This window comes from Microbacterium sp. bgisy189 (assembly GCF_965345345.1).
GTDB lineage: Bacteria > Actinomycetota > Actinomycetes > Actinomycetales > Microbacteriaceae > Microbacterium.
Map to the genome: position 1 here is coordinate 104,022 of NZ_CBDRMZ010000005.1, position 20,351 is coordinate 124,372.

24 protein-coding genes are annotated in these 20,351 nt (G+C 69.8%); 9 read left to right on the top strand and 15 right to left on the bottom strand.

Features of this window, described 5'->3' with window-relative positions; translation table 11 throughout:
- Positions 1 to 46: 46 nt before the first annotated feature.
- Genes ACSF8R_RS08520 through ACSF8R_RS08530 form a run of 3 tightly spaced genes read right to left on the bottom strand, consistent with a single transcriptional unit; the run spans position 47 to position 1,850 of the window.
- Complete coding sequence (locus ACSF8R_RS08520; protein WP_434811439.1) at positions 47 to 424, bottom strand: fluoride efflux transporter FluC; 378 nt, start codon at positions 422 to 424, stop codon at positions 47 to 49.
- A complete protein-coding gene (locus tag ACSF8R_RS08525; protein ID WP_434811440.1) occupies positions 421 to 867 on the bottom strand; it encodes a fluoride efflux transporter FluC in 447 nt (148 codons plus the stop codon). The genes ACSF8R_RS08520 and ACSF8R_RS08525 overlap by 4 nt, the downstream gene beginning before the upstream one ends.
- Before the next feature lie 20 nt (positions 868 to 887).
- A complete protein-coding gene (locus ACSF8R_RS08530) occupies positions 888 to 1,850 on the bottom strand; it encodes a DNA topoisomerase IB (RefSeq protein WP_434811441.1) in 963 nt (320 codons plus the stop codon).
- Positions 1,851 to 2,020: 170 nt separating this feature from the next.
- Between ACSF8R_RS08530 and ACSF8R_RS08535 the strand changes: the two genes are divergently transcribed.
- On the top strand, positions 2,021 to 2,182 hold the full coding sequence (locus ACSF8R_RS08535) for a hypothetical protein (protein WP_434811442.1): 162 nt from the start codon (positions 2,021 to 2,023) through the stop codon (positions 2,180 to 2,182).
- A gap of 69 nt (positions 2,183 to 2,251) precedes the next feature.
- On the opposite strand, the gene ACSF8R_RS08540 is transcribed toward ACSF8R_RS08535, so the two are convergent.
- Complete coding sequence (locus tag ACSF8R_RS08540) at positions 2,252 to 3,016, bottom strand: MerR family transcriptional regulator (protein ID WP_434811443.1); 765 nt, start codon at positions 3,014 to 3,016, stop codon at positions 2,252 to 2,254.
- Between the two features lie 157 nt (positions 3,017 to 3,173).
- Between ACSF8R_RS08540 and ACSF8R_RS08545 the strand changes: the two genes are divergently transcribed.
- Both ACSF8R_RS08545 and ACSF8R_RS08550 read left to right on the top strand, forming a co-directional pair.
- Entirely contained in the window at positions 3,174 to 4,043 is an 870-nt protein-coding gene (locus tag ACSF8R_RS08545) for a DUF4097 family beta strand repeat-containing protein (protein ID WP_434811444.1), read from the top strand.
- Positions 4,044 to 4,045: 2 nt separating this feature from the next.
- Complete coding sequence (locus ACSF8R_RS08550) at positions 4,046 to 4,669, top strand: PadR family transcriptional regulator (protein ID WP_434811445.1); 624 nt, start codon at positions 4,046 to 4,048, stop codon at positions 4,667 to 4,669.
- Between the two features lie 128 nt (positions 4,670 to 4,797).
- On the opposite strand, the gene ACSF8R_RS08555 is transcribed toward ACSF8R_RS08550, so the two are convergent.
- On the bottom strand, positions 4,798 to 5,334 hold the full coding sequence (locus tag ACSF8R_RS08555; RefSeq protein WP_434811531.1) for a universal stress protein: 537 nt from the start codon (positions 5,332 to 5,334) through the stop codon (positions 4,798 to 4,800).
- 160 nt (positions 5,335 to 5,494) lie between these two features.
- Here ACSF8R_RS08555 and ACSF8R_RS08560 point away from each other — a divergent pair, with 160 nt between their 5' ends.
- Entirely contained in the window at positions 5,495 to 5,692 is a 198-nt protein-coding gene (locus tag ACSF8R_RS08560; protein ID WP_434811446.1) for a DUF3073 family protein, read from the top strand.
- Between the two features lie 3 nt (positions 5,693 to 5,695).
- On the opposite strand, the gene ACSF8R_RS08565 is transcribed toward ACSF8R_RS08560, so the two are convergent.
- From ACSF8R_RS08565 to purM, 3 genes are read right to left on the bottom strand one after another with little or no spacing between them, the layout of a single operon-like run.
- A complete protein-coding gene (locus tag ACSF8R_RS08565) occupies positions 5,696 to 5,914 on the bottom strand; it encodes a hypothetical protein (protein ID WP_434811447.1) in 219 nt (72 codons plus the stop codon).
- Complete coding sequence (purF, locus tag ACSF8R_RS08570; protein WP_434811448.1) at positions 5,911 to 7,374, bottom strand: amidophosphoribosyltransferase; 1,464 nt, start codon at positions 7,372 to 7,374, stop codon at positions 5,911 to 5,913. The genes ACSF8R_RS08565 and purF overlap by 4 nt, the downstream gene beginning before the upstream one ends.
- 35 nt (positions 7,375 to 7,409) lie before the next feature.
- Positions 7,410 to 8,558: a phosphoribosylformylglycinamidine cyclo-ligase gene (gene purM / locus ACSF8R_RS08575; RefSeq protein WP_434811449.1), complete on the bottom strand. Its 1,149-nt coding sequence runs from the start codon at positions 8,556 to 8,558 to the stop codon at positions 7,410 to 7,412.
- A gap of 61 nt (positions 8,559 to 8,619) precedes the next feature.
- Here purM and ACSF8R_RS08580 point away from each other — a divergent pair, with 61 nt between their 5' ends.
- Positions 8,620 to 9,228, top strand: a complete 609-nt coding sequence (locus ACSF8R_RS08580; RefSeq protein WP_434811450.1) for a zinc-binding alcohol dehydrogenase — start codon at positions 8,620 to 8,622, stop codon at positions 9,226 to 9,228.
- Between the two features lie 2 nt (positions 9,229 to 9,230).
- Here ACSF8R_RS08580 and ACSF8R_RS08585 read toward each other — a convergent pair whose 3' ends face one another.
- Both ACSF8R_RS08585 and ACSF8R_RS08590 read right to left on the bottom strand, forming a co-directional pair.
- Positions 9,231 to 9,572 (bottom strand): potassium transporter Trk, encoded by a 342-nt coding sequence (locus ACSF8R_RS08585; RefSeq protein WP_434811451.1) that lies wholly within the window; start codon positions 9,570 to 9,572, stop codon positions 9,231 to 9,233.
- 30 nt (positions 9,573 to 9,602) lie between these two features.
- Positions 9,603 to 9,956 (bottom strand): sterol carrier family protein, encoded by a 354-nt coding sequence (locus ACSF8R_RS08590; protein WP_434811452.1) that lies wholly within the window; start codon positions 9,954 to 9,956, stop codon positions 9,603 to 9,605.
- Between the two features lie 182 nt (positions 9,957 to 10,138).
- On the opposite strand from ACSF8R_RS08590, the gene purD reads away from it, so the two are divergent.
- Positions 10,139 to 11,413: a phosphoribosylamine--glycine ligase gene (gene purD, locus ACSF8R_RS08595; protein WP_434811453.1), complete on the top strand. Its 1,275-nt coding sequence runs from the start codon at positions 10,139 to 10,141 to the stop codon at positions 11,411 to 11,413.
- A 31-nt stretch (positions 11,414 to 11,444) separates the two neighbouring features.
- Here purD and ACSF8R_RS08600 read toward each other — a convergent pair whose 3' ends face one another.
- The 3 genes from ACSF8R_RS08600 to ACSF8R_RS08610 form a co-directional block, all read right to left on the bottom strand.
- Positions 11,445 to 13,025, bottom strand: a complete 1,581-nt coding sequence (locus ACSF8R_RS08600; protein WP_434811454.1) for a DHA2 family efflux MFS transporter permease subunit — start codon at positions 13,023 to 13,025, stop codon at positions 11,445 to 11,447.
- Positions 13,026 to 13,139: 114 nt separating this feature from the next.
- The gene (locus ACSF8R_RS08605; protein WP_434811455.1) at positions 13,140 to 13,649 is read right to left on the bottom strand and encodes a septum formation family protein; all 510 of its coding nucleotides are present in this window, start codon (positions 13,647 to 13,649) and stop codon (positions 13,140 to 13,142) included.
- Between the two features lie 77 nt (positions 13,650 to 13,726).
- Entirely contained in the window at positions 13,727 to 14,368 is a 642-nt protein-coding gene (locus tag ACSF8R_RS08610; protein ID WP_434811456.1) for a TetR/AcrR family transcriptional regulator, read from the bottom strand.
- Between the two features lie 88 nt (positions 14,369 to 14,456).
- Between ACSF8R_RS08610 and ACSF8R_RS08615 the strand changes: the two genes are divergently transcribed.
- The 3 genes from ACSF8R_RS08615 to ACSF8R_RS08625 all read left to right on the top strand — a co-directional run bounded on the left by ACSF8R_RS08615 (position 14,457) and on the right by ACSF8R_RS08625 (position 17,789).
- A complete protein-coding gene (locus ACSF8R_RS08615) occupies positions 14,457 to 15,353 on the top strand; it encodes a phosphoribosylaminoimidazolesuccinocarboxamide synthase (protein ID WP_434811457.1) in 897 nt (298 codons plus the stop codon).
- Between the two features lie 91 nt (positions 15,354 to 15,444).
- Positions 15,445 to 16,803 carry a uracil-xanthine permease family protein gene (locus ACSF8R_RS08620; protein ID WP_434811458.1) on the top strand — a complete coding sequence of 453 codons (1,359 nt, stop codon included), beginning with the start codon at positions 15,445 to 15,447 and terminating at the stop codon, positions 16,801 to 16,803.
- 110 nt (positions 16,804 to 16,913) lie between these two features.
- On the top strand, positions 16,914 to 17,789 hold the full coding sequence (locus tag ACSF8R_RS08625; protein WP_434811532.1) for a VOC family protein: 876 nt from the start codon (positions 16,914 to 16,916) through the stop codon (positions 17,787 to 17,789).
- Positions 17,790 to 17,811: 22 nt separating this feature from the next.
- Here the strand turns inward: ACSF8R_RS08625 and ACSF8R_RS08630 are convergent, their stop codons facing one another.
- Both ACSF8R_RS08630 and ACSF8R_RS08635 read right to left on the bottom strand, forming a co-directional pair.
- A complete protein-coding gene (locus tag ACSF8R_RS08630) occupies positions 17,812 to 18,825 on the bottom strand; it encodes a LacI family DNA-binding transcriptional regulator (RefSeq protein WP_434811459.1) in 1,014 nt (337 codons plus the stop codon).
- Positions 18,822 to 20,309: a GH1 family beta-glucosidase gene (locus ACSF8R_RS08635; protein ID WP_434811460.1), complete on the bottom strand. Its 1,488-nt coding sequence runs from the start codon at positions 20,307 to 20,309 to the stop codon at positions 18,822 to 18,824. Before ACSF8R_RS08635 ends, ACSF8R_RS08630 begins: the two co-directional genes overlap by 4 nt.
- Positions 20,310 to 20,351: the final 42 nt, after the last annotated feature.

The following is a 20,351-nucleotide window of genomic DNA, read 5'->3' on the forward strand; positions in this document are numbered from 1 at the left end:
GATACACGGATGTATCCGGGCCATTCTCGCACGGCGTGATGACCGGTCAGCGCGGCAGCAGACCGCCGAGCATGATGCCGATACCGGCGGCCACGACGGCGACGGCGAGCGTGCCGAGCAGGTTGACCCACGCCCAGTCGCGCCGGCCGCGCTGTGCCAACAGCACCGTCTCGACCGACACGGTGCTGAACGTCGTGAAGCCGCCGAGCAGCCCGATGCCGAGGATCGCGAGCCACACCGCCCCCACGACCGCACCCATGCCGGTCAGCAGTCCGAGCAGGAACGAGCCGGTCACGTTGACGACGACGATGCCGACGGGAAAGGCCTCGCGCCGGCCGCGCATCAGCAGTCCGTCGATCACGTAGCGTGCACCCGCGCCCAGTGCCCCACCGCCGATGAGCGCCACCAGTTCGAGTCCGTTCATTCGGCAGCCTCCAGCGGTTCGACCCCGGCGGGGCCGGGATGCGCCCGCCGCCCCGCGGCGCGCCGCCCGAGCGCGAGTCCGAATCCTGCGGCGACGAGCCCACCGAACAGCGAGACGGCCATGAGGGCAAGCCCGACCAGCGGCGCGGCGGTCGAGGTCTGCACGACGTGTACCGCGAACGCGCTGTAGGTCGTGAATCCGCCGAGCACGCCCGTACCGACGAACGTTCGAAGCACCGGATGCCGGTCGCCGAGCAGCCCGACGACCACCCCGAGCAGCAGCGATCCGACGATGTTGACGACGAGGGTGATGGCCGGCACCACGAGGGGGTGCGCACCGGCGGAGAACGGCAGTGTCAATGCGGCGCGCGCCGAGACGCCGATCGCGCCGCCGGCCATCGCCGCCAGCAGTCCGATCGGGGTGAACCACCGTGCGGATGCCACACGCTCACGGTAGGGCCCGATCAGGCGCCGAGCAGGTCACGGATCGCCGATTCCGCCGAGATCGAGGTGTCGAGCACCTCGCCGTCGCGGTAGCGGCGCAGCACGCGCGGGTCGATGTACGAACCGCGCGCGACGGTGGGCGTGTTGCCGAGCCCGGCAGCCGTCGCCTTGACGGCGAGGACGATCGCCCGCGTGCGATCGGCCGGATCCTCCTGCGGGCCGATCTGGGCGAGCGCCTCCGCAGCGAGGATCGTGCCGCGCAACGTGCGGAAGTCCTTGGCCGTGAACCGGCCGCCGGTGACCGAGCGGACGTAGTCGTTGATCTCGCGGGTGCTGAGGGCCACCCGCCGTCTGCCCGTGCGATACGCCAACAGGGGCGAGCGTCCGCGACCGACGGCGAGTTCGGCGACGATCGCGGCCAGGTCGACATCGACCACGCTGAGCGCTTGCGCGGCGCCGCTCTTGCCGGGAAAGCGGAAGGTCACCGTGTTGCCGTCGACCGCGGCATCCCTTCGCAGCAGGGTCGCCAGGCCCCGACTGCCGTGCCGCGCGAAGTAGCGCTCCGAGCCGACGCGGGGTGCGACGGTGTCGAGCATGCGGAACGCCGCCGCGAGCACCCGCTCACGGTCGAGTCCGTCGCGACGCAGCGAGGTCGTCACGCGTGCGCGGGCTGCGGGCAGCGCCGCGGCCAGTCGCAGCGCGCGGGCGAACTTGCCGCGATCGCGGCGTCGCGCCCAGTCGGGGTGGTAGAGGTACTGCGTGCGACCGGCTTCGTCGACGCCGGTCGCTTGGATGTGTCCGCTCTCGTCGGCACAGATCCACACGTCTGTCCAGGCAGGCGGGATCACGAGCGCCCTGATGCGTTCGGCGACCTCGTCTGGCACGCTCGCGCCGTCCGGGTCGACGTACCGGAACCCGCTGCCGGCGCGCCACCGACGAAACCCGAGGTCTTCACCCGGATGCACCCGTTTCAACGCCACCATGCACCCTCCCCTGCCCGCCCTCGTGGCATATGCCGCTTCTGGCATCCGAATTAGCATCTGCGGCAGACCCGCGTCAAGGGGTTGCCGTTGGAGTGTCGGATCTTGCTAGCCTGCCGATGCAACGACCTCCCGCGACCCGCGGGATGGAACGTTCGAGAACGGAGAGCCGCATGAACCTTGCACTCATCATCATCATCGTCGTCGCGATCGTGCTCGCCATCGTCGGCGGGCTCAACACCGCGCTGAACTGGCTGCTGTGGGTGGCGCTGATCGTCGCTGTCATCGCGTTGATCGCCTTCCTCCTGCGAGTCGTTCGCGGGGGCAGCCGCTAGGCCCTCCGCCGTCACAACGAACGATGCCCCCGCCGATGAGGCGGGGGCATCGTCATGCCGTCGTCACGATCAGAGACGAGCGTCGGCGTAGCTGCGCAGGGCATCGCGCACGAGGGTCGCCCCCTCGATGCCGCCGTAGTTCGCCGCGAAGCGCGGGTCTGCGACATACATCTCGCCGAGTCCCGTGACGTAGCCCTTCACGTCGCCGCCGGGCGCGGCCGCAGGGGTACCGGGGATGCCGGTGAGCCACGCGACGTGGCGCTCGGCGAGCGCCTGCGCCTCGTCGGAATCGGGACTGATGCCGCGGGCTGCGGCATCCTGCCAGTCGGCACCGAGCTGCGCCGTGCGCTGCTGCCACGCCGACTTGTCGTCGGCGCTCATGCCGCGCCACCAGGCGTCGCTGTCGGCGTATGCCTTCGCGCCCCAGCGCTCGGTCACCTCGTCTTTGTACGCGGTGTGGTCGAAGCCGTCGAACATGTCTGCTGCCATGAGTCGTTCACCTCCTTTCAAAGCCGTGATGGTCGTTTCCACCGATGCGATCTGCCGCGCGAGGCGATCCTGCTCGTCCCGCAGCCACGCGAGGTGCGCGGTGAGCGCGTGGACCTCGTCGGTGTCGCGGTCGAGGATCTCGCCGATCTGCGGCAGGCCGAGCCCGAGTTCGCGCAGCAGCAGTACGCGCTGCAGGCGCACGAGTGCCGCCTGGTCGTAGAACCGGTAGCCGTTGGCACCGATGCTCGACGGCGGCAGCAGGCCGAGGTCGTCGTAGTGCCGGAGGGTCCGGCTCGTCGTCCCGGCCAGCTTCGCGATCTGCTGAATGGACCATTCCTGTGTCATGCCCACCACGCTAGAGGTTGACGTTGCGTCAAGGTCAAGCGCGCGTTTCGTCTCGCTTCGCTCGCTCAACGACTGGGTGCTTGACAATCTCGAGATATATCGTGTTATCCTCACCAAACGCGATATATCTTGATCGCCCACACACCCAGGAGAACTCATGACCCTCGAGAAGTGGCTCATCCACCCGGGCGAGACCCGAGTGATCGACGTCGACGACATCCGCAAGCTCAAGGTCGGCCTCGTCGGCGGCCAGATCGACGTCGTCGCCCACGACGAACCCGGCATCCGCATCGAAGTCCACAGCGTCAGCGTCAAAGACCTGCGCATCGAAGCCACCGGCGACCAGATCGAAATCGACCACGCCCAACTGCGGTGGGACAACTTCCTCGAAGTGTTCCGCAACTTCGGCGCCGGCGGACCCCAGGCAGAGATCAGCGTCGCGGTGCCCCGCGGCACCGACCTGAACCTCGGCGTCGTCAGTGCCAGTGCACTGGTGTCGGGCCTGACCCGCGGCGCCAAGCTGAGCACGGTCTCGGGCGACCTCATCGTCGACGGACTCACCGGCGACCTGTCGGTCAACGCCGTCTCCGGCGACGTGCAGATCCGCGCACTCGAGGGCGCACTCAGCGCCAACTCGGTCTCGGGCGACATCGCAGCCACCGGTGCACTGCGCAAGGCCTCGGTCGACACCGTGTCGGGTGCCGTGCTGATCGACTCGACCGGCGGCATCCAATCGGTCAGCACCAACACCGTCAGCGGCGCTGCGACCCTGCGCATCGACGAGACACTCCCCGCCAACTACGTCGTCCGCAGCGTCTCGGGCCGCGTGATCGTCGACGGCGAGAAGCACTCGGGTCGCGGCACCGGACCGACCACCAACTACACGGGCTCTCGCGGTGAGCTCAGCGGCACCTTCGTCGACGTGCGCGCCAATTCGGTCTCGGGCGACATCACCGTGCTGCGCCGCACCGATGCGGCACCGGCCGCCGGCGACGAGGGCGACGCCCCGGCCCCCGAGGAGTGGTGAGGATGGCACCCGTCTTCTCGCACGGCGACCTTCGCCTGTACCTGCTGAACCTGCTCGACGAGTCGCCCCGCCACGGGTACGACCTCATGCAGGCGCTGTCGGATCGCACCGGCGGCACCTACACCCCCAGCGCCGGCACGATCTACCCGCGCCTGGCGAAGCTCGAAGAAGAGGGCCTGGTCACCAAGACGACCGACGGTCGCAAGACGGTGTACGAGATCACCGACGCCGGCCGCGCCGAGGTCGCCTCGCGATCCGGCGACCTCGAGGGCATCGAAGCGGGCCTTGCCGACAGCGTTCGGCTCATCGCCGACGGCGTGCGCGGCAGCGTGCGCGAAGCGATGCGCAGTCTGCAGGCAGACCTCGCCGCCGCCGCGCAGGCAGAGCGCGACGCCCCACGCACGACGGCGCGCGACGACGGGTCAGACGGCGACGACCCGCGCGGACTGTCCCGCGAGCAACTGCGCCGTGCGGATGCCGCCCTCACGGCGTTCCGCGGTGAAGTGCGCGCCGACCTGCGCTCGCACGTCGCCCGGGGCGGAAGCCTGTCGGCATCCGTCATCGACGAGCTGACGTCGGCGCTGGACGCCGCCCAACGCGCCGTCACCCGCGCGCTGCGCGGCTGACGCCGTTCACGGCTTCCGCGAACCCACACGATTTGTGCGAGCCCCCACGTTTTGTGCGACCAAAGCGTGAGGGCTCGCGCAATGTGTGTGGGTTCGGCGTCGACACGGCCTCGCGGACGAAACGGCGCTCAGGCCTCGGGCCAGAGGTCCTCGTCGTCGGCGGCGGGCTCGCCCAGCGGCACGACCAGCAGCGGCCGGGCCTGCCGGTGCGCGAGGCGCGCGGCGACCGAACCCGTGAAGAACTCGCGGATCGACTCCCCCAGCCCGCGCTTGCGGGTGCCGACGACGATCAGTCGGGCGTCGGCCTTGTCGGCAAGATGCTTCATGGCCATCGCCGGGTCGCCCACGAGCTGACGCACCGACCAGTCCAGCCCCGAGGCGCCCAGCACCTCTTCGGCGGCGGCCCGCACCTCGGCCAGCTGCGATTCGCCGGCCGCGATGTCGAGATCGATGGGCGCCGAGTGCACGTACCCGTCGGGGTCTTCGTACGTGACGAAACGGGTGACGTCGACGTGCGCGACGATGAGCGGCGCACCGAAGAGCTTCGCGTACCGCGCCGCTTCTTTCAGCACGCGCGGCGACTGGTCGGGGATCACCCCCACGATTACTGCCTGCTGCGGCACCGGTTCAACCGGAGCGGCCTTGGTGAGTGGGTCATCGGCCATGTCGGTCAGTCCCTTCTCGCCCCCGCGACTGGCGCCGGTCCGCGCTGACGGTGAGGGCACCGTGTTATCCTGAATGCTACTCTTCCCGGTTCTCAAACCGGATGTGGATTCTCCGGGCTCAGCGAAATTGGCCCGTGACTCAGAAATGAGGGGGTCTCGCATGGGGCGTGGCCGTCAGAAAGCCAAGCACACCAAGATTGCTCGCGAACTCAAGTACGACACGTACAACGTGAACTTCGGCGCGCTCGAAAAGGAACTTGGTCACCCCGACGACGAACAGTACGTCGACAAGTGGGCCGACGAGTACGACGACGACGAAGACGAGACGTCTTCCACGTCGTCGTTCGAGAAGGCGTAACGCTCAGCTCCACCGACCGTGGCGCTGCTCCCAGTCGTCCTCGATCGTCGTCGGACGCGCCACGATGACTCCTGCCGGGATCGCGATAAGCAGCACGGCGCCCAGCGCGAGCAGCGGCGACAGCGCGGCGACGGCCGACCGCAACGAGAACGCCACGAGCAGCGCCAGCATCCGCCCCTGCCACAACGGACGGGCGACAGCAGCGCCCGTCTCGCCGGTCACGACTCCTGCGAGCCTTCGAGCCAGGCCAGGTACTCCTCCGAGACCGTGCCGGTGATGTAGCGTCCGTCGAAGCAGCTCATGTCGAGGTCTTCGACGTCGGGCGAGCCCTCGAGGATCGCCGCCTTCAGGTCGTCGATCTCTTGGTAGACCATGTAGTCGGCGCCGAGCTCTTCTGCGATCTCGGGGATCGTGCGGCCGTGGGCGACGAGTTCGTGCCGCGACGGCATGTTGATGCCGTACACGTGCGGGTAGCGCACGGGCGGCGCAGCAGATGCGAAGGTGACGCTGGTGGCACCGGCATCCCGCGCCATCTGGATGATCTCTTTGCTCGTCGTGCCGCGCACGATCGAGTCGTCGATCAGCAGCACGTTCTTGCCCTTGAACTCGCTCGACATGGCGTTGAGCTTCTGGCGCACGCTCTTCTTGCGCACCGCCTGCCCCGGCATGATGAACGTGCGGCCGACGTAGCGGTTCTTGTAGAAGCCTTCGCGGTATTCGATGCCGAGCTTGCGCGCCACCTGCATCGCGGCGGGGCGCGAGCTGTCGGGAATCGGCATGACGACGTCGATCGAGCCCTTCGGCGTGTACTTCGCGATCGTCGCCGCGAGGCGCTCGCCCATGCGAAGGCGCGCCTCGTAGACCGAGATGCCGTTCATCTCGCTGTCGGGGCGCGCGAGGTACACGTATTCGAACGAGCACGGCACGAGCTGCGGGTTGGTCGCGCACTGCTTGGTGTGCAGGTGGCCGTTGAGGTCGATGTACACGGCCTCGCCGGGTTCGACGTCGCGCACGACCTCGAAGCCGCCGTTCTCGAGCACGAGCGACTCGGATGCCACCGTCCACTCGTAGCGGCCGTTCTCCGCCTTGCGGGTGCCGAGGATGAGCGGGCGGATACCGAACGGGTCGCGGAAGGCGAGCAGCCCGTAGCCGGCGATGAGCGCGATCGCGGCATATGACCCCTCGACGCGCTCGTGCACGCGGGTGACGGCCTGGAACACCTGGTCGGGGTTCAGGTCGACGCCGTTGATCGTGCCCTGCAGTTCGTTGGCGAGCACGTTGACGAGCAGCTCGGTGTCGGAGGTCGTGTTGAGATGACGGCGATCCTTGCGGAAGAGCTCTTCGGTGAGCTCGCGCGTGTTGGTGAGGTTGCCGTTGTGGACGAGCACGATGCCGTACGGCGCGTTCACGTAGAACGGCTGCGCCTCTTCTTCGCTCGACGCGGCGCCCCGGGTGGCGTAGCGCACGTGCCCGAGGCCGATCTCGCCCATGAGGGCGCGCATGTCGCGGGTGCGGAACGCTTCGCGCACCTGCCCCTTGGCCTTGTGGATGTGGAAGGTGCCGCTGGCTTCGGCTGTGGCAATGCCGGTGGAATCCTGCCCGCGGTGCTGCAGCAGGAGGAGCGCGTCATAGACGTCCTGGTTGACGGGGCCCTGGCCGACGACGCCGACGATTCCGCACATGGGTTGCTGGGGGTTCCTATCCGGTGGGGGTGGTGCTAGTCCGCATAGGTGCCGACCAGGCGCACGGCGCCTCCGTCGACGCCCTTGGCGCCCTGCTCGTAGTCGCCGGCGGGCAGTGCCCCGTCTCCGACGACGCCGACCTGCCAGGTCGCGATGCCCTCTGCGGTGAGGGTGGATGCCGCTTCTGCCGCCTTGTCGGCGGCGACGACGGCGAGGAAGCCGATGCCGAGGTTCCAGGTGCCCTCGGTCTGTTCGAGCTGCAGCCCGCCGATGTCGGCGAGGGTGCGGAACACGGGCGCAGGAGACCACGTCGAGCGGTCGACGTCGACCCAGGTGCCCTGCGGCAGCACGCGTGCGAGGTTCGCCGCGATGCCACCGCCGGTGACGTGGCTGAGCGAGTGCACGCCGTCGCCGAGAGCCTCGACGAGGCGCAGCAGCGGCAGCGTGTAGAGGCGGGTGGGTTCGAGCAGCGCCTCGCCCCACGTCGTGCCGAGGTCGGCGGCCCGGTCGCCGTAGCCGATGCCCGCGCCGGTGATGATGTGACGGATGAGCGAGTAGCCGTTCGAGTGCGGACCGCTGGAGGCCAGGGCCAGCACGACGTCGCCGGGCCTGACGCGGTCGGCGCCGAGGACGGCATCCGCTTCGACGATGCCGGTTGCAGCGCCCGCGACGTCGTAGTCGTCGACGCCCAGCAGGCCAGGGTGCTCCGCCGTCTCGCCGCCGACGAGCGCGGTGCCCGTCTCGGCGCAGCCGTCGGCGATGCCGCGGACGATGTCGGCGATGCGCTCGGGCACAACCTTGCCGCACGCGATGTAGTCGGTCATGAACAGGGGCTTCGCGCCCACCACGACGATGTCGTCGACGACCATGCCGACCAGGTCACGGCCGATCGTGTCGTGCTTGTCGATCGTCTGCGCGATCGCGACCTTCGTGCCGACGCCGTCGGTCGAGGTCGCCAGCAACGGCTTGGTGTAGCCGAGCAGGGCGCTCGCGTCGAAGAGTCCGGCGAAGCCGCCGACGCCGCCGAGGACCTCAGGGCCCTGGGTGCGGCGGACGGCCGACTTCATGAGCTCCACAGCGAGGTCGCCTGCTGCGGTGTCGACGCCGGCTTCGGTGTACGGGTTGCGGGGGTCCGAATCCACACCCCCAGCGTACCGGCCCGCCGCGCCCCCGGATGCCCCCATGACGGCTGCCGAGCACCTGCCACCCGATCCCCTTCTGCGCGTGTCGTCCTAGGATGGCGGCATGGCCGCGTCAGGGGGACCCGAGTGGGTCGTGCGTGAGGATGCCGGGCTGCCGGTCATCGTCGCGCTGTTCCTGCGCCAGGTGCTGGGCATCCGCGCACCCGAAGAGCTGCCGCACCTGCGCGGGTTGCCCCCGGCATCCATGCGCGACAGCGCCGAGCAGGACGAGCTCGAACGCCAATGGCTGGGGCTGTGGGATATCTCGGTCGAACCGCAAGCCCACCCGTCGGCCGTGCCCCTCGACCTCGTCGACGGCTTCGAGACGCTCGTCGCGCTGCCCGTCGAGGGCTACGACGAGCTGAAGGCCGCGATCCTCCCCTTCGGCGCCGAAGCGGTCGCCTACGCCCGCGATGCGCACAAGCGCTACACGGCGCACGCGGCAGTCGGATCGGGAACGTCGTATCGCGCGTACGCGAGCGCCATCGCCCAGCACGAGCGCGCCGTCGGACGCCGAGCCCACTCCTTCGAACTGAACGTGCAGGTGCTGCCGCTGACGCAGCGCGGCGTGTGGTGGATCGGTGCGCTCACGATCGCCGTCACCGACGGGCTGCGCGGGGACGTCGTCGCCTTCGACGCGGCCATCGGCCCCGTCATCGCCGAACTGGCGTAGGCCTACTCGTCGTCGGGCGTGCGGATGCGCTCGTGGCTGATGCGCACGCTGCGGCGGCGACGGCCGACCGTGCGGTCGAGGATGAGCGCCACGGCACCGCCGATCGCGATGCCGATCGGGATGCAGAACAGCAGCAGGAATCCGAACACCTGCCCCTGCGAATACTGCAGGTTCGTGAACGGACTCTTCTCGCCCGTCCCGTCGAACACGAACGTCAGCACGAGCGCGAGCACGACGCCCAGGCCCGCACCGAGCGCCAGGAACACGCCGTAGCGGGGCACGCGCCGAACCTGCGCGTCTTCGATCGGCGCCGGGGGCACGTCGTGCTGGTCGGGCGAGCTCATGGCATCCATTCTCTCACCGTGCGTGGGGTGTCACGGCCGCAGCGGCAGCAGGTGCGAGACGTCGGCCCGCACCCCGGATGCCGCGATGCGACCGGCCGCGACGGCATCGTTCCATGACTCGGCGCCGGTGGCGACGGCGATCCACGTGGCGGCATCGAGCTCGACCACGTTCGGCGGCGTGCCACGCGTGTGCCGGGGGCCCTCGACGACCTGCACCGCACCGAACGGCGGCACCCGCACTTCGACCGAATTGCCCGGCGACTTCTCGACGAGCAGCTGCAACAGGTACCGCACAGCGGTCGCCGTATCGGGTCGGCCCGCCGTGCCGGCGGCCACGGCATCCAGCGCCGCTCGGCCGTCACCCGTCTCGATCCTGCGCGCCATGCGTCCACGCTACGCCGCCCGCGCCGTGCGCAACTCCTCAGTTTCTGTCGCCTGCAGCCGAAGAGACCGGTCCCCGGGCCCCTTCGCGTCGAAAACTCAGGAGTTCGGCGCGGGATGTGGCGGGCACGGGCGGAGTTCGTCACGGGGCGGTGGCCGCTCGGGGTCGTCGGTAGGCTTGCGTCGTGAGAATCCTGGTCCTCGGTTCGGGCGCGCGCGAGCACGCCATCGTCCTCGCACTGCAGGCGGAGAACGCCGGTCACGAGGTGTTCGCAGCCCCCGGCAACGCCGGAATCGGCGCCGATGCGACCATCGTCGCCGGCCTCGACGCGAACGACCCCGCCGCCGTCACCGAATACGCCGGCACGCAGCGCATCGATCTGGTCGTCATCGGGCCCGAGGCGCCGCTGGTCGCCGGTGTCGCCGACGCGCTGCGCACCCGCGGCATCCCGGTGTTCGGCCCCGGCAAGGCGGCCGCCCAGCTCGAGGGTTCGAAGGCGTTCGCGAAGCGGATCATGGATGCCGCGGGCGTGCCCACCGGTCGCGCGGTGCGCGCCCACAGCCGCACCGAGGTCGAGGCTGCGCTCGACGAGTACGGCGCCCCGCATGTCGTGAAGGCCGACGGCCTGGCGGCGGGCAAGGGCGTCATCGTCACCGACGACCGCGCCGCCGCCCTCGCCCACGCCGACGCGTACCTCGGCACCGGCCCGGTCCTCGTCGAGGAATTCCTCGCCGGACCCGAGGTCTCACTGTTCTTCGTCTCCGACGGTGACACCGTGCGGGCGCTCAGCCCCGCGCAGGACTTCAAGCGCGCCCTCGATGGCGACGCCGGTCCGAACACCGGTGGCATGGGCGCGTACTCGCCGCTGCCCTGGCTCGCCGACGACTTCGGCAGCGAGCAGGCCTTCGTCGACGAGGTCACCCGCACGGTCGCCGAACCCGTCATCCGTCAGCTGGATGCCGAGGGCACCCCCTTCATCGGCCTGCTGTACGCGGGGCTCATCCTCACCGACACGGGCGTGAAGGTCATCGAGTTCAACGCCCGCTTCGGCGACCCTGAGACGCAGGTCGTGCTGGCACGGCTGGCATCCCCGCTGTCGCGTCTGCTGCTGTCGGCTGCGGCCGGCACGCTCGAGGACGAACCGGCGCCGGTGTTCACCGACGACGCCGCGATCACGGTCGTGCTGGCCAGCGAGGGCTACCCCGAGGCGCCGCTCACGGGCCGCGCGATCACGGGGCTGGATGCCGCCGAGCAGGTCGAGGGCGTGCACCTCGCGCACGCCGCGACGCTCGAGCGCGACGGTGGCCTGGTTGCGACCGGCGGCCGCGTGCTGAACGTCGTGGCGCTGGGCGACTCGTTCGCCGACGCCCGCGCCGCCGCCTACGAGGCGATCGGTCTCATCGGCCTCGAGGGCTCGCACTTCCGCACCGACATCGCCGCCCGCGTCGCCGAGGACTGACGGCTCAGCGCCGCGGCCCTTCCGCGAACCCTCAGACTTTTCGCGAGCCCTCACGTCCTGTGCGCGAAAACTGGGTGGGTTCGGCGGAAGTGTGTGGGCTCGCGGGCGCCCGGGCTTCGCGGGAGCTCAGCACCGCTGGACGTTCCATGAACAGCACCGCGACGACACCGATCAGCACGACGGCGGCGGGCAGCAGCGTGGCTTGGGCCATCGCGGTCGAGAACGGCGCGGCGATCTGTTCGGCCAGGGTGCCGCCGCTGACGGCGGAGCCGGCGTCATCCATGCCGGGCAGGTTCGCTTCGAGGCGCCCCTGCATGACGGCGGCGATGGCGGCCGAGCCGAGCACCGAGCCGACGGTGCGCAGCGTGTTGTAGACGCCGGAGCCGGCACCGGCCCAGCGCACGTCGAGGTTGCGGGTCGCGGTGGTCGCGAGCGGCCCCCACATGCCGGCCTGCCCGATGCCCATGAGGGCGGCCGGCAGCAGGAACACCCAGATCGGGGTGTCCATGTTCATGAGCGCGGCGTACCAGACGAGCGACGCCGACACCATGAGCATGCCGGGCACGAGCAGGAAGCGCGGGTCGGTGCGGTCGAGCAGGCGGCCTGCGAAGGGGGCGAGGATGCCGGCGCCGAGCGCGGTCGGCACCATGATGAGCGCCGCTTCGGTGGGGGTGAGGCCGCGTGCGAGCTGCGCGAAGAACATGAGCGGCAGCGACATGCTCGCCGCGGTGAACCCGACGGCGGCGATCGCGATGGTGGCGACGGAGTAGTTGCGGTCGCGGAACAGTGCCATCGGCACGAGCGGTTCGCTGCGGGTGCGCATCTGCTGCCATACGAACAGCGCGAACACGGCGACGCCGACGCCGATCAGCAGCGGCACGGAGATCGGTCCCCAGATGACACCCCAGTCGTAGTGCTCCGCCTCTTGCAGGCCGAAGACGACGAGGAACATGGCGACGGCGCTGAGCACGACCCCGACGATGTCGAAGCGGTGCGGATGCGTGGGCAATGCGGGCACGAGCATCCAGGCGAGCACGAATCCGACGATGCCGACGGGGATGTTGACGAAGAAGATCCATTCCCAGCCGAGTCCGTCGACGAGGACGCCCCCGGCGAGCGGGCCGACGAGCATCGCGACGCCCGAGGTCGCGCCCCACAGCCCCATGGCGGCGCCTCGACGGTTGCGCGGGAAGGTGCGGGTGATGACGGCCATCGTCTGGGGCGTCATCATCGCGGCTCCCAGCCCCTGCACAGCGCGCATCGCGATGAGCGTGCCGAGGTCTTGCGACAGGCCGCAGCCGAGCGAGGCGAGCGTGAAGACGGCGAGCCCGATGAGGTAGATGTTCTTCGGGCCGAACCGGTCACCGAGCCGTCCGGTGATCAGCAGCGGCACGGCGTAGGCGAGCAGGTAGGCAGACGTGACCCACACGACGTTGTCGAGGTCGTTGGTGTCGGGGTCGAGCGCCGCCTTGATGGCGGGGTTGGCGACCGAGACGATCGTGGTGTCGACCAGCAGCATGAAGAACCCGATGACGAGCGCCCACAGTGCGCGCCACGGGTTGGGTTCGGATGCCGCGGTGCGGGTGGATCCTGTGGCGGTGGTCTCGGTCATGCGTTCGCCTTTTCACGGTCGGTCGTCGGTGCTGCGTCGCCTGCGATCGCCGCCTGCCGCTGTGCGAGGCGCCGCAGCGGTTGCGCCGGAACACGCGTCCCGGCGCAACGGTGATCACCGTGCGGTGCCGGCGACCGAACCGGTGAGCTTCTCGCCGTATTCGTACACGACGCACTGCACGAGGCGGTCGTCGAGTTCGTTCCAGCCGCTCTCGGTGGGCGTCAGCCACGAGTAGCCGTAGACGGAGGACTCGTAGTCGATCCCGACGAAGCTCTCGAACTCGGCGAAGCAGCCCTCGTCGGCGGCGGTCTCGATGACGTCGCCACCCGGGTACTCACCCTCGTCGAGCGTGAACTCGTGATACACCTCGTTGTCGTGCGGCTCGGAGCAGGGCACGACCGGAATCTCGGAGATCTCGGTGCCGGCCGCCGAGTCGTCGTCGAAGCAGTCGCCGACGGCGAGCGTGAAGACGTCGAGGTCGCCGCCCTCGGTGATCTCGCTCGAGTCCTCGTCACGCACGGCGTTGTCGCCGCCGAGTGCCTGCTCGATGACCGAGCATCCGCTCAGCATCAGTGCGGTTGCCGCGGCGGCTGCGATCAGTGCCGCGATCTTGCTGTTTCCCATGTGATCCCCCCGGAATCGTTTGACTGACTGGACGTACAGTCAACGTATACACGGATGCTGCGACCTGCGCAACGTCCTCATTCCACGGCTGTGCCGGTTGCGCGCAGCCGCCCCTCTGCCGCCGCCGAGCCGGCGGGTGCAACGCCGAGCCCGTAGTGGTGCAGAATCCATAGCCGAGCCGCGTCGAGCGGGTAGCTCTCGCCGGAGATCGACCGCTTCGCGACGACCCCTTCGAGCAGACTGCGCAGCATGACCGCCTCCAGCGCCGGGTCTGCGGCGCCGCGCTCGTCGAAGATGCGCCGCAGCGCGTCTTCGGCGACGGCCAGCCCCTCGGCGTGACGCTCCTCGACCTCGGCGAAGATGTGATGGGTCGACGGCTGCACGGCCAGCGAGAGCGCGATCCGATGGCGCGGCAGCATGTTCGATGTCGCATCCAGCGACAGCTCGATCACCGCACGCAAGCGCTCATCGGCATCCCCCTCGAGGTGCGCCAGCCGCTCGACGTCGGCGAGCCATTCCTCGAGCACCGCCTCGACGAGCTGCTGCTTGCCGCCGAAGTGATAGCTCACGAGTCCCTGCGAGACCCCGGCCCGCGCGGTCACGTCGGCGACGCTCGCGTCGTGGTACCCCTTCTCGGCGAACACCTCGAACGCGGCGCCGACCAGGCGTGCGCGAGACTGCTCGCGGATGATCCGATTCTGTTCCTCGGTGCGCGGCATTCGACCTCCCCGCACACATCCTGCCGCTGAACCGCGCTTCAGTCCAGCGCGGTCGAAGGATCGGCCGCGCGCGGTCGATAATGGGCGGGTGACGGATGCTGCGACCACCCTGCCCGGCTGGACCCACACCTACTCCGGAAAGGTGCGCGACCTGTACCTGCCCGAAGGCGAGACGATCGAGACCGCCGACCGGATGCTGGTCGTCGCAAGCGATCGCGTCAGCGCCTTCGACCACGTGCTCGACCCCGGCATCCCCGGCAAAGGCGCCCTGCTCACGGCCCTCAGCCTGTGGTGGTTCGACCAACTCGCCGGCGCCGACGGCGGTCTGCCCATCGCCAATCACCTCGTGCCCGGCGCGACCCCGCCCGCCGCGGTCGCCGATCGCGCGATGATCGTCAAGGCGCTCGACATGCAGCCGATCGAGTGCGTCGTGCGCGGCTACCTCACGGGTTCTGGCTGGGCCGAGTACCAGGCATCCGGCACCGTGTGCGGCATCGCCCTGCCCGATGGGCTTGAGAACGGCGACCGGCTGCCCGAACCGATCTTCACCCCCGCCTACAAGGCGCCGCTCGGCGAGCACGACGAGAACATCTCGTTCGCGCAGGCCGTCGAACTCGTCGGCGCCGACCGTGCCGCGCAGCTGCGCGATGCGTCGCTCGAGATCTACCGCCGCGCGGCCGCGACCGCCGAGGCGAAGGGCCTCATCCTCGCCGACACGAAGTTCGAGTTCGGCCTCGACGACGCCGGCGTGCTGACCCTCGCCGACGAGGTGCTCACGAGCGATTCGTCTCGGTACTGGGATGCCGAGGCCTGGCGCACCGGCACGACGCCGGCCGAGCGCATGGCGAGCTTCGACAAGCAGATCGTGCGCGACTGGCTCGCCGCGGCCTGGAACAAGCAGGGCACCCCGCCGGCCCTGCCTGCCGAGATCGTCGCCCGCACCGCCGACAAGTACCGCGAACTGCTCGACCTGCTCACCGCCTGACGCGCTCGTCGCCCCCGTCGCTGCCGGGCACTCAGCGGTTTCCCAGCTACGCTGATGGCAGGCACCCCCACCCCCCCTGAGGAGCACACCCATGCCCGTTTGGTCCCTGCACGGCGACGGTCGCCGCATCCAGCCCGACGCGGTCGTCAAGCCCAGCGAGCGCCTCGGCTGGGGTTCGACGATCGCGATCGGCGCCCAGCACGTCGTCGCGATGTTCGGCGCGACGTTCCTGGTGCCGCTGCTGACCGGCTTCCCGGTCTCGACGACGCTGCTGTTCTCGGGCCTCGGCACGATCCTCTTCCTGCTGCTGACGCGCAACAAGCTGCCCAGCTACCTGGGGTCGTCGTTCGCGTTCATCGCGCCGATCACCGCGCTCAACGGCGGGCAGGCGCTTGAGACGCCCGAGCAGATCGGGCAGGCGCTCGTCGGCGTCTTCATCGCCGGTGTGCTGCTGGCCGGTGTCGGCTTCCTGGTGCAGGCCACCGGAACCGGCTGGATCGAGAAGCTCATGCCCCCGGTCGTCTCGGGTGCGATCGTCGCGCTCATCGGCCTGAACCTCGCGCCGGTCGCGTGGCAGAACTTCCAAGCGGACGCACTGCTGGGCACCGTCACGCTCGTGGCCTGCATCCTCTTCGCGGTGCTGTTCCGCGGATTCCTCGGCCGCATCTCGATCTTCCTCGGCGTCGTGGTCGGCTACATCGTCGCGGTGCTCATGGGCAAGGTCGACTTCACCGCGGTCGGCGAGCTCGTCGAGCAGGGCAAGTGGTTCGGGCTGCCCGAGTTCCACCTGCCGTCCTTCGCCGACCCCGTCGCGTGGGGGCTGCTGCCGATGTTCCTGCCGGTCGTGCTCGTGCTCATCGCCGAGAACGTCGGGCACGTGCGCGGCGTCGCGACCATGACGGGCGACCCGTCGATCAACCAGCGCACCGGCCGCGCGCTCGTCGCCGACGGTGTCGCCACCACGATCGCCGGCGCCTTCGGCGGCTCGGGCACGACCACCTACGGCGAGAACATCGGCGTCATGGCCGCGACCCGCATCTACTCGACCGCCGCGTACTGGGTGGCCGGGTCGATCGCGGTGCTGCTGTCGTTCTCGCCGGTCGTCGGGCAGATCCTCTTCACGATCCCGAACGGCGTCATCGGCGGGGTGACCACCGCGCTGTACGGCCTCATCGGCGTCATCGGCATCAAGATCTGGGTCGACAACCAGGTCGACTTCTCGCGCCCCGTCAACCAGTACACGGTCGCCGTCGCGTTCGTCGTCGCGATCGCCGGATTCACCATGACGTGGGGGCAGCTGCAGTTCGGCGGCATCGTGCTCGGCACCCTCGCCGCGCTCGCGATCTACCACGGCGGCAACGCGATCGCCCGCTGGCGCAAGACCGGCGCCGACGACGGCGGCCCCATCGTGCCGATCGGCCAGCTCGGCGGCGACGTCCAAAAGGACTGACCCCGGCATCCAATCTCGTCGAGTATCCAAGACACGCGCATGCTCACCTCCGCACATCCGCGCGTTCTGGACACGCGACGGGAATGGCCGGAACCCGCGGCGCGTTGTGCATGCGTGTGAGTGAGCTTCAGGAGCGGTTGGCGTCAGCGACCTCGATGGGCGCGGTGACGCTGCTGGTCGGCGACCTCGACGCGCAGACCGCGTTCTACCGCGACGTCGTGACCCTGCAGGTGCTGGATGCCGCGGGCGACACGGTCACGCTCGGCCGCGCCGGGCGGCCCCTCGTCGTGCTGCGCCACGAGCCGTCGCTGCGTCACGCCGCGCCGGGGTCAGCGGGACTGTTCCACACCGCGATCCTGTTCGAGTCGCAGGCAGCCCTCGCGGCAGCGCTCTACAGCGTCGCCCAACGCGCGCCGCAGACCTTCACCGGCAGCGCCGACCACCTCGTCAGCCAGGCGTTCTACCTCACCGACCCCGAGGGCAACGGCATCGAGCTCTACTGGGACCGCGCCCGCACGGAGTGGTCGTGGACGCACGGCCAGGTCGAGATGGCGACCCTGTACCTCGACCCGAACGCGTTCCTCGGCGAGCACCTGACCGAGGCTGCAGCCAACGGCGCGACGGCGACGGATGCCGCGACCATCGGCCACGTGCACCTTTCGGTCGGAGATGTCGCGTCGGCGCGCGCGTTCTACGTCGACGCGCTCGGCTTCGACACGACCGCCGAACTCGGCAATCAGGCGCTGTTCGTCAGCGCCGGCGGCTACCACCACCACATGGCCATGAACGTGTGGAACTCGCGCGGCGCCGGCCCCCGCATGCCCGCACTCGGCCTCGGCCGCGTCGATCTCACCCTGCCCGACGCCGACAGCCTCGGAGCGCTCGGCGAGCGGCTGTCGCACCACGGCATCCGCACCCGCGACGACGGCCGCACCCTCGCGTTCGACGACCCCTGGAACAACGCCCTGCACGCGACCGTCGCCTGAGCGGCGCGGCGCGGGTGCCAGGTCAGGACGAGTCGCGCACGATCAGCTCGGTGTCGAGGATGCTGACCTGCGGCGGATGGTCACCGGCGAGCAGCGCGATCAGCACATCGGCCATGCGCTCGCCCTGCGCGCGGGAGGGCTGACGCATGGTGGTGAGCGCGGGCGTACTGCTGACGGCCATCGGCGAGTCATCGAAGCCGACGACGGCGACGTCTTCAGGCACCCGTCGGCCGAACCGGGTCAGCGCGGCCAGCGCTCCGCGCGCCATGAGGTCGCTGGCGACGAACACGGCGTCGAACGGCTGTCCGCCGTCGAGAATCTCCTGCATCGCCGATGCGCCGCCGTCGACGGTGAAGTCGCCGTCGGCGATCGGCCCCTCCGCCAGTCCGGCATCGGCCAACGCGGCACGGTACCCGGCGAGCCGGTCGATACCGGCAGGCATCGTGGCGGGTCCGGTGATGGTCGCGATGCGACGACGGCCCCGTTCGATCAGGTGCGCGGTGGCGATGTGGCCACCGCGCACGTTGTCGACATCGACATAGTAGGCAGCGTCGCGTGGCTGCACGGGGCGCCCGCCGTACACCACCGGCACGGCCGCTGCGATGCGGTCGATGAACGCGTCGCTGGTGTGGTGCGACACGATGATCGCCCCGTCGACGGCGCCGCTGCGAACGTACGCCGATGTCTTGTCGTGCGGATCGTCGCTGGCGATCATCAGGTTGAGCACGTACTCGGAACGGCTGATCCGGGCGTTGATGCCGGTGACGATCGACGCGAAGAACGGGTCGCCGAACACTCGCGCGGCGTCTTCGGGGACGACCAGTGCGATCGCGAGGTTCGCGCGGCTCGCGAGGGAGCGCGCGGCACGATTGGGCACGTAATTCAGGTCGGCGATGGCCCGTTCGACGGCGGCGAGAGCCGCCGGGCTGACCCCCGTGGAACCGTTCACCACACGCGACACGGTCGAGCGCGAGACTCCGGCCGCCGAGGCGACCTCCTCGATCGTGACCGTGCCGCGGAGGGCGGCAGTGCTCATTCGTCCTCCGTTCCCACGCCTCCCCCGCTCGCGAGTGCGACGTCGATGGCGCGTGAGGCGATGACTCGAGCGTACTCGTGGCCGGAGTCCTTGATCGTCCGCTGCTGGGTGTCGTAATCGACGCGCACGATGCCGAACCGTTTGGCGTACCCCCAGGCCCACTCGTAGTTGTCCAGCAGCGACCAGTAGAAATAGCCGCGCACGTCCACGCCGGTATCGAGCGCATCCACGATCGCGCCCAGGTGGCGGCGCACGAACTCGGTGCGCTCGGGGTCGGGCACCCGCGTGCGCCCCTCGGCGGTCACCGGCTCGTCGTCGTAGGCGGCGCCGTTCTCGGTGACGTACAGCGGCACACCGGCGGCCGCCGTGTAGTCGCGCTGCACGCGTTGCAGCAGTGCGGTCAGGCCTTCCGGCTGCACCTCCCAGTGCATGCTGGTGCGCGGCAGGCCCCGCTCGTGCCAGTGGATGCCCTCGTGCGACGGGAACGGCGAGCGCACCGGCCGGTCGGTCGGCGCGTCGCCACCTGCGGGTGGCTCAGCCGGCGCGCTGCCGCCGACGTACTCGCCGTGGTAGTAGTTCACCCCGAGGGTATCCAGCGGTGTCGAGATCGTCTCGAGGTCTGCCGGGCGAACGGCGTGCTCGAAGGCGGCGACCGCATCGGGCTCGACCGCGCGGATGTCCTCGAGCACGTCGGCGGGGTAAGAGCCGCGGAAGATCGGATCGAGGAACCAGCGGTTGTACTGTCCGTCGATGCGCCGCGCCGCGTCGAGATCGCCGGCATCGGTGGGATCGACGGGGTCGGCAACGGTGAGGTTGAGGGTGAGCCCGAGTTTCAGTGACGCGTCGCGGGCACGCAGGTTCTGCACGATCTGCCCGTGCCCGAGCAGCAGATGGTGCGATGCCAGCATCCCGTCGCGCACGCTGTACCGCCCGGGAGCGTGGATGCCCGCGGTGTAGCTCAGAAACGACGAGCACCACGGCTCATTGAGGGTCGTCCAGTTCGCGACGCGGTCGCCGAGCGCGTCGTGCACGTCGAGCGCGTACTCGGTGAAGCGGTCGGCGGTCTCACGGGCGGTCCAGCCGCCGCGCTCCTCGATCGCCTGCGGCAGGTCCCAGTGGTAGAGCGTCAACCAGGGCACGATGCCGGCGGTGAGCAGTTCGTCGACCAGCCGCGAGTAGAAGTCGATACCGGCGGGGTTGACCGCGCCGCCGTCGGGCCGCACCCGCGACCAGGACACCGAGAACCGATAGGTCTGCAGACCCAGTTCGGCCATCAGGCGCACGTCATCGCGATACCGGTGGTAGTGGTCGCACGCGACGTCGCCGTTGTCGGCGTCGATCACCGCGCCCGGCACGCGGCTGAACGCATCCCAGATCGATGCGGTGCGGCCGTCCTCGAAGGCGGCGCCCTCGATCTGATACGCGGCAGTGGCCGCCCCGAACAGGAATCCGGGCGGGAACGGGCGGGGTGGGTGCGACGACATATCGACGTGATCCTCTCGACGTGCAGGGGGGATGCGCGCGGC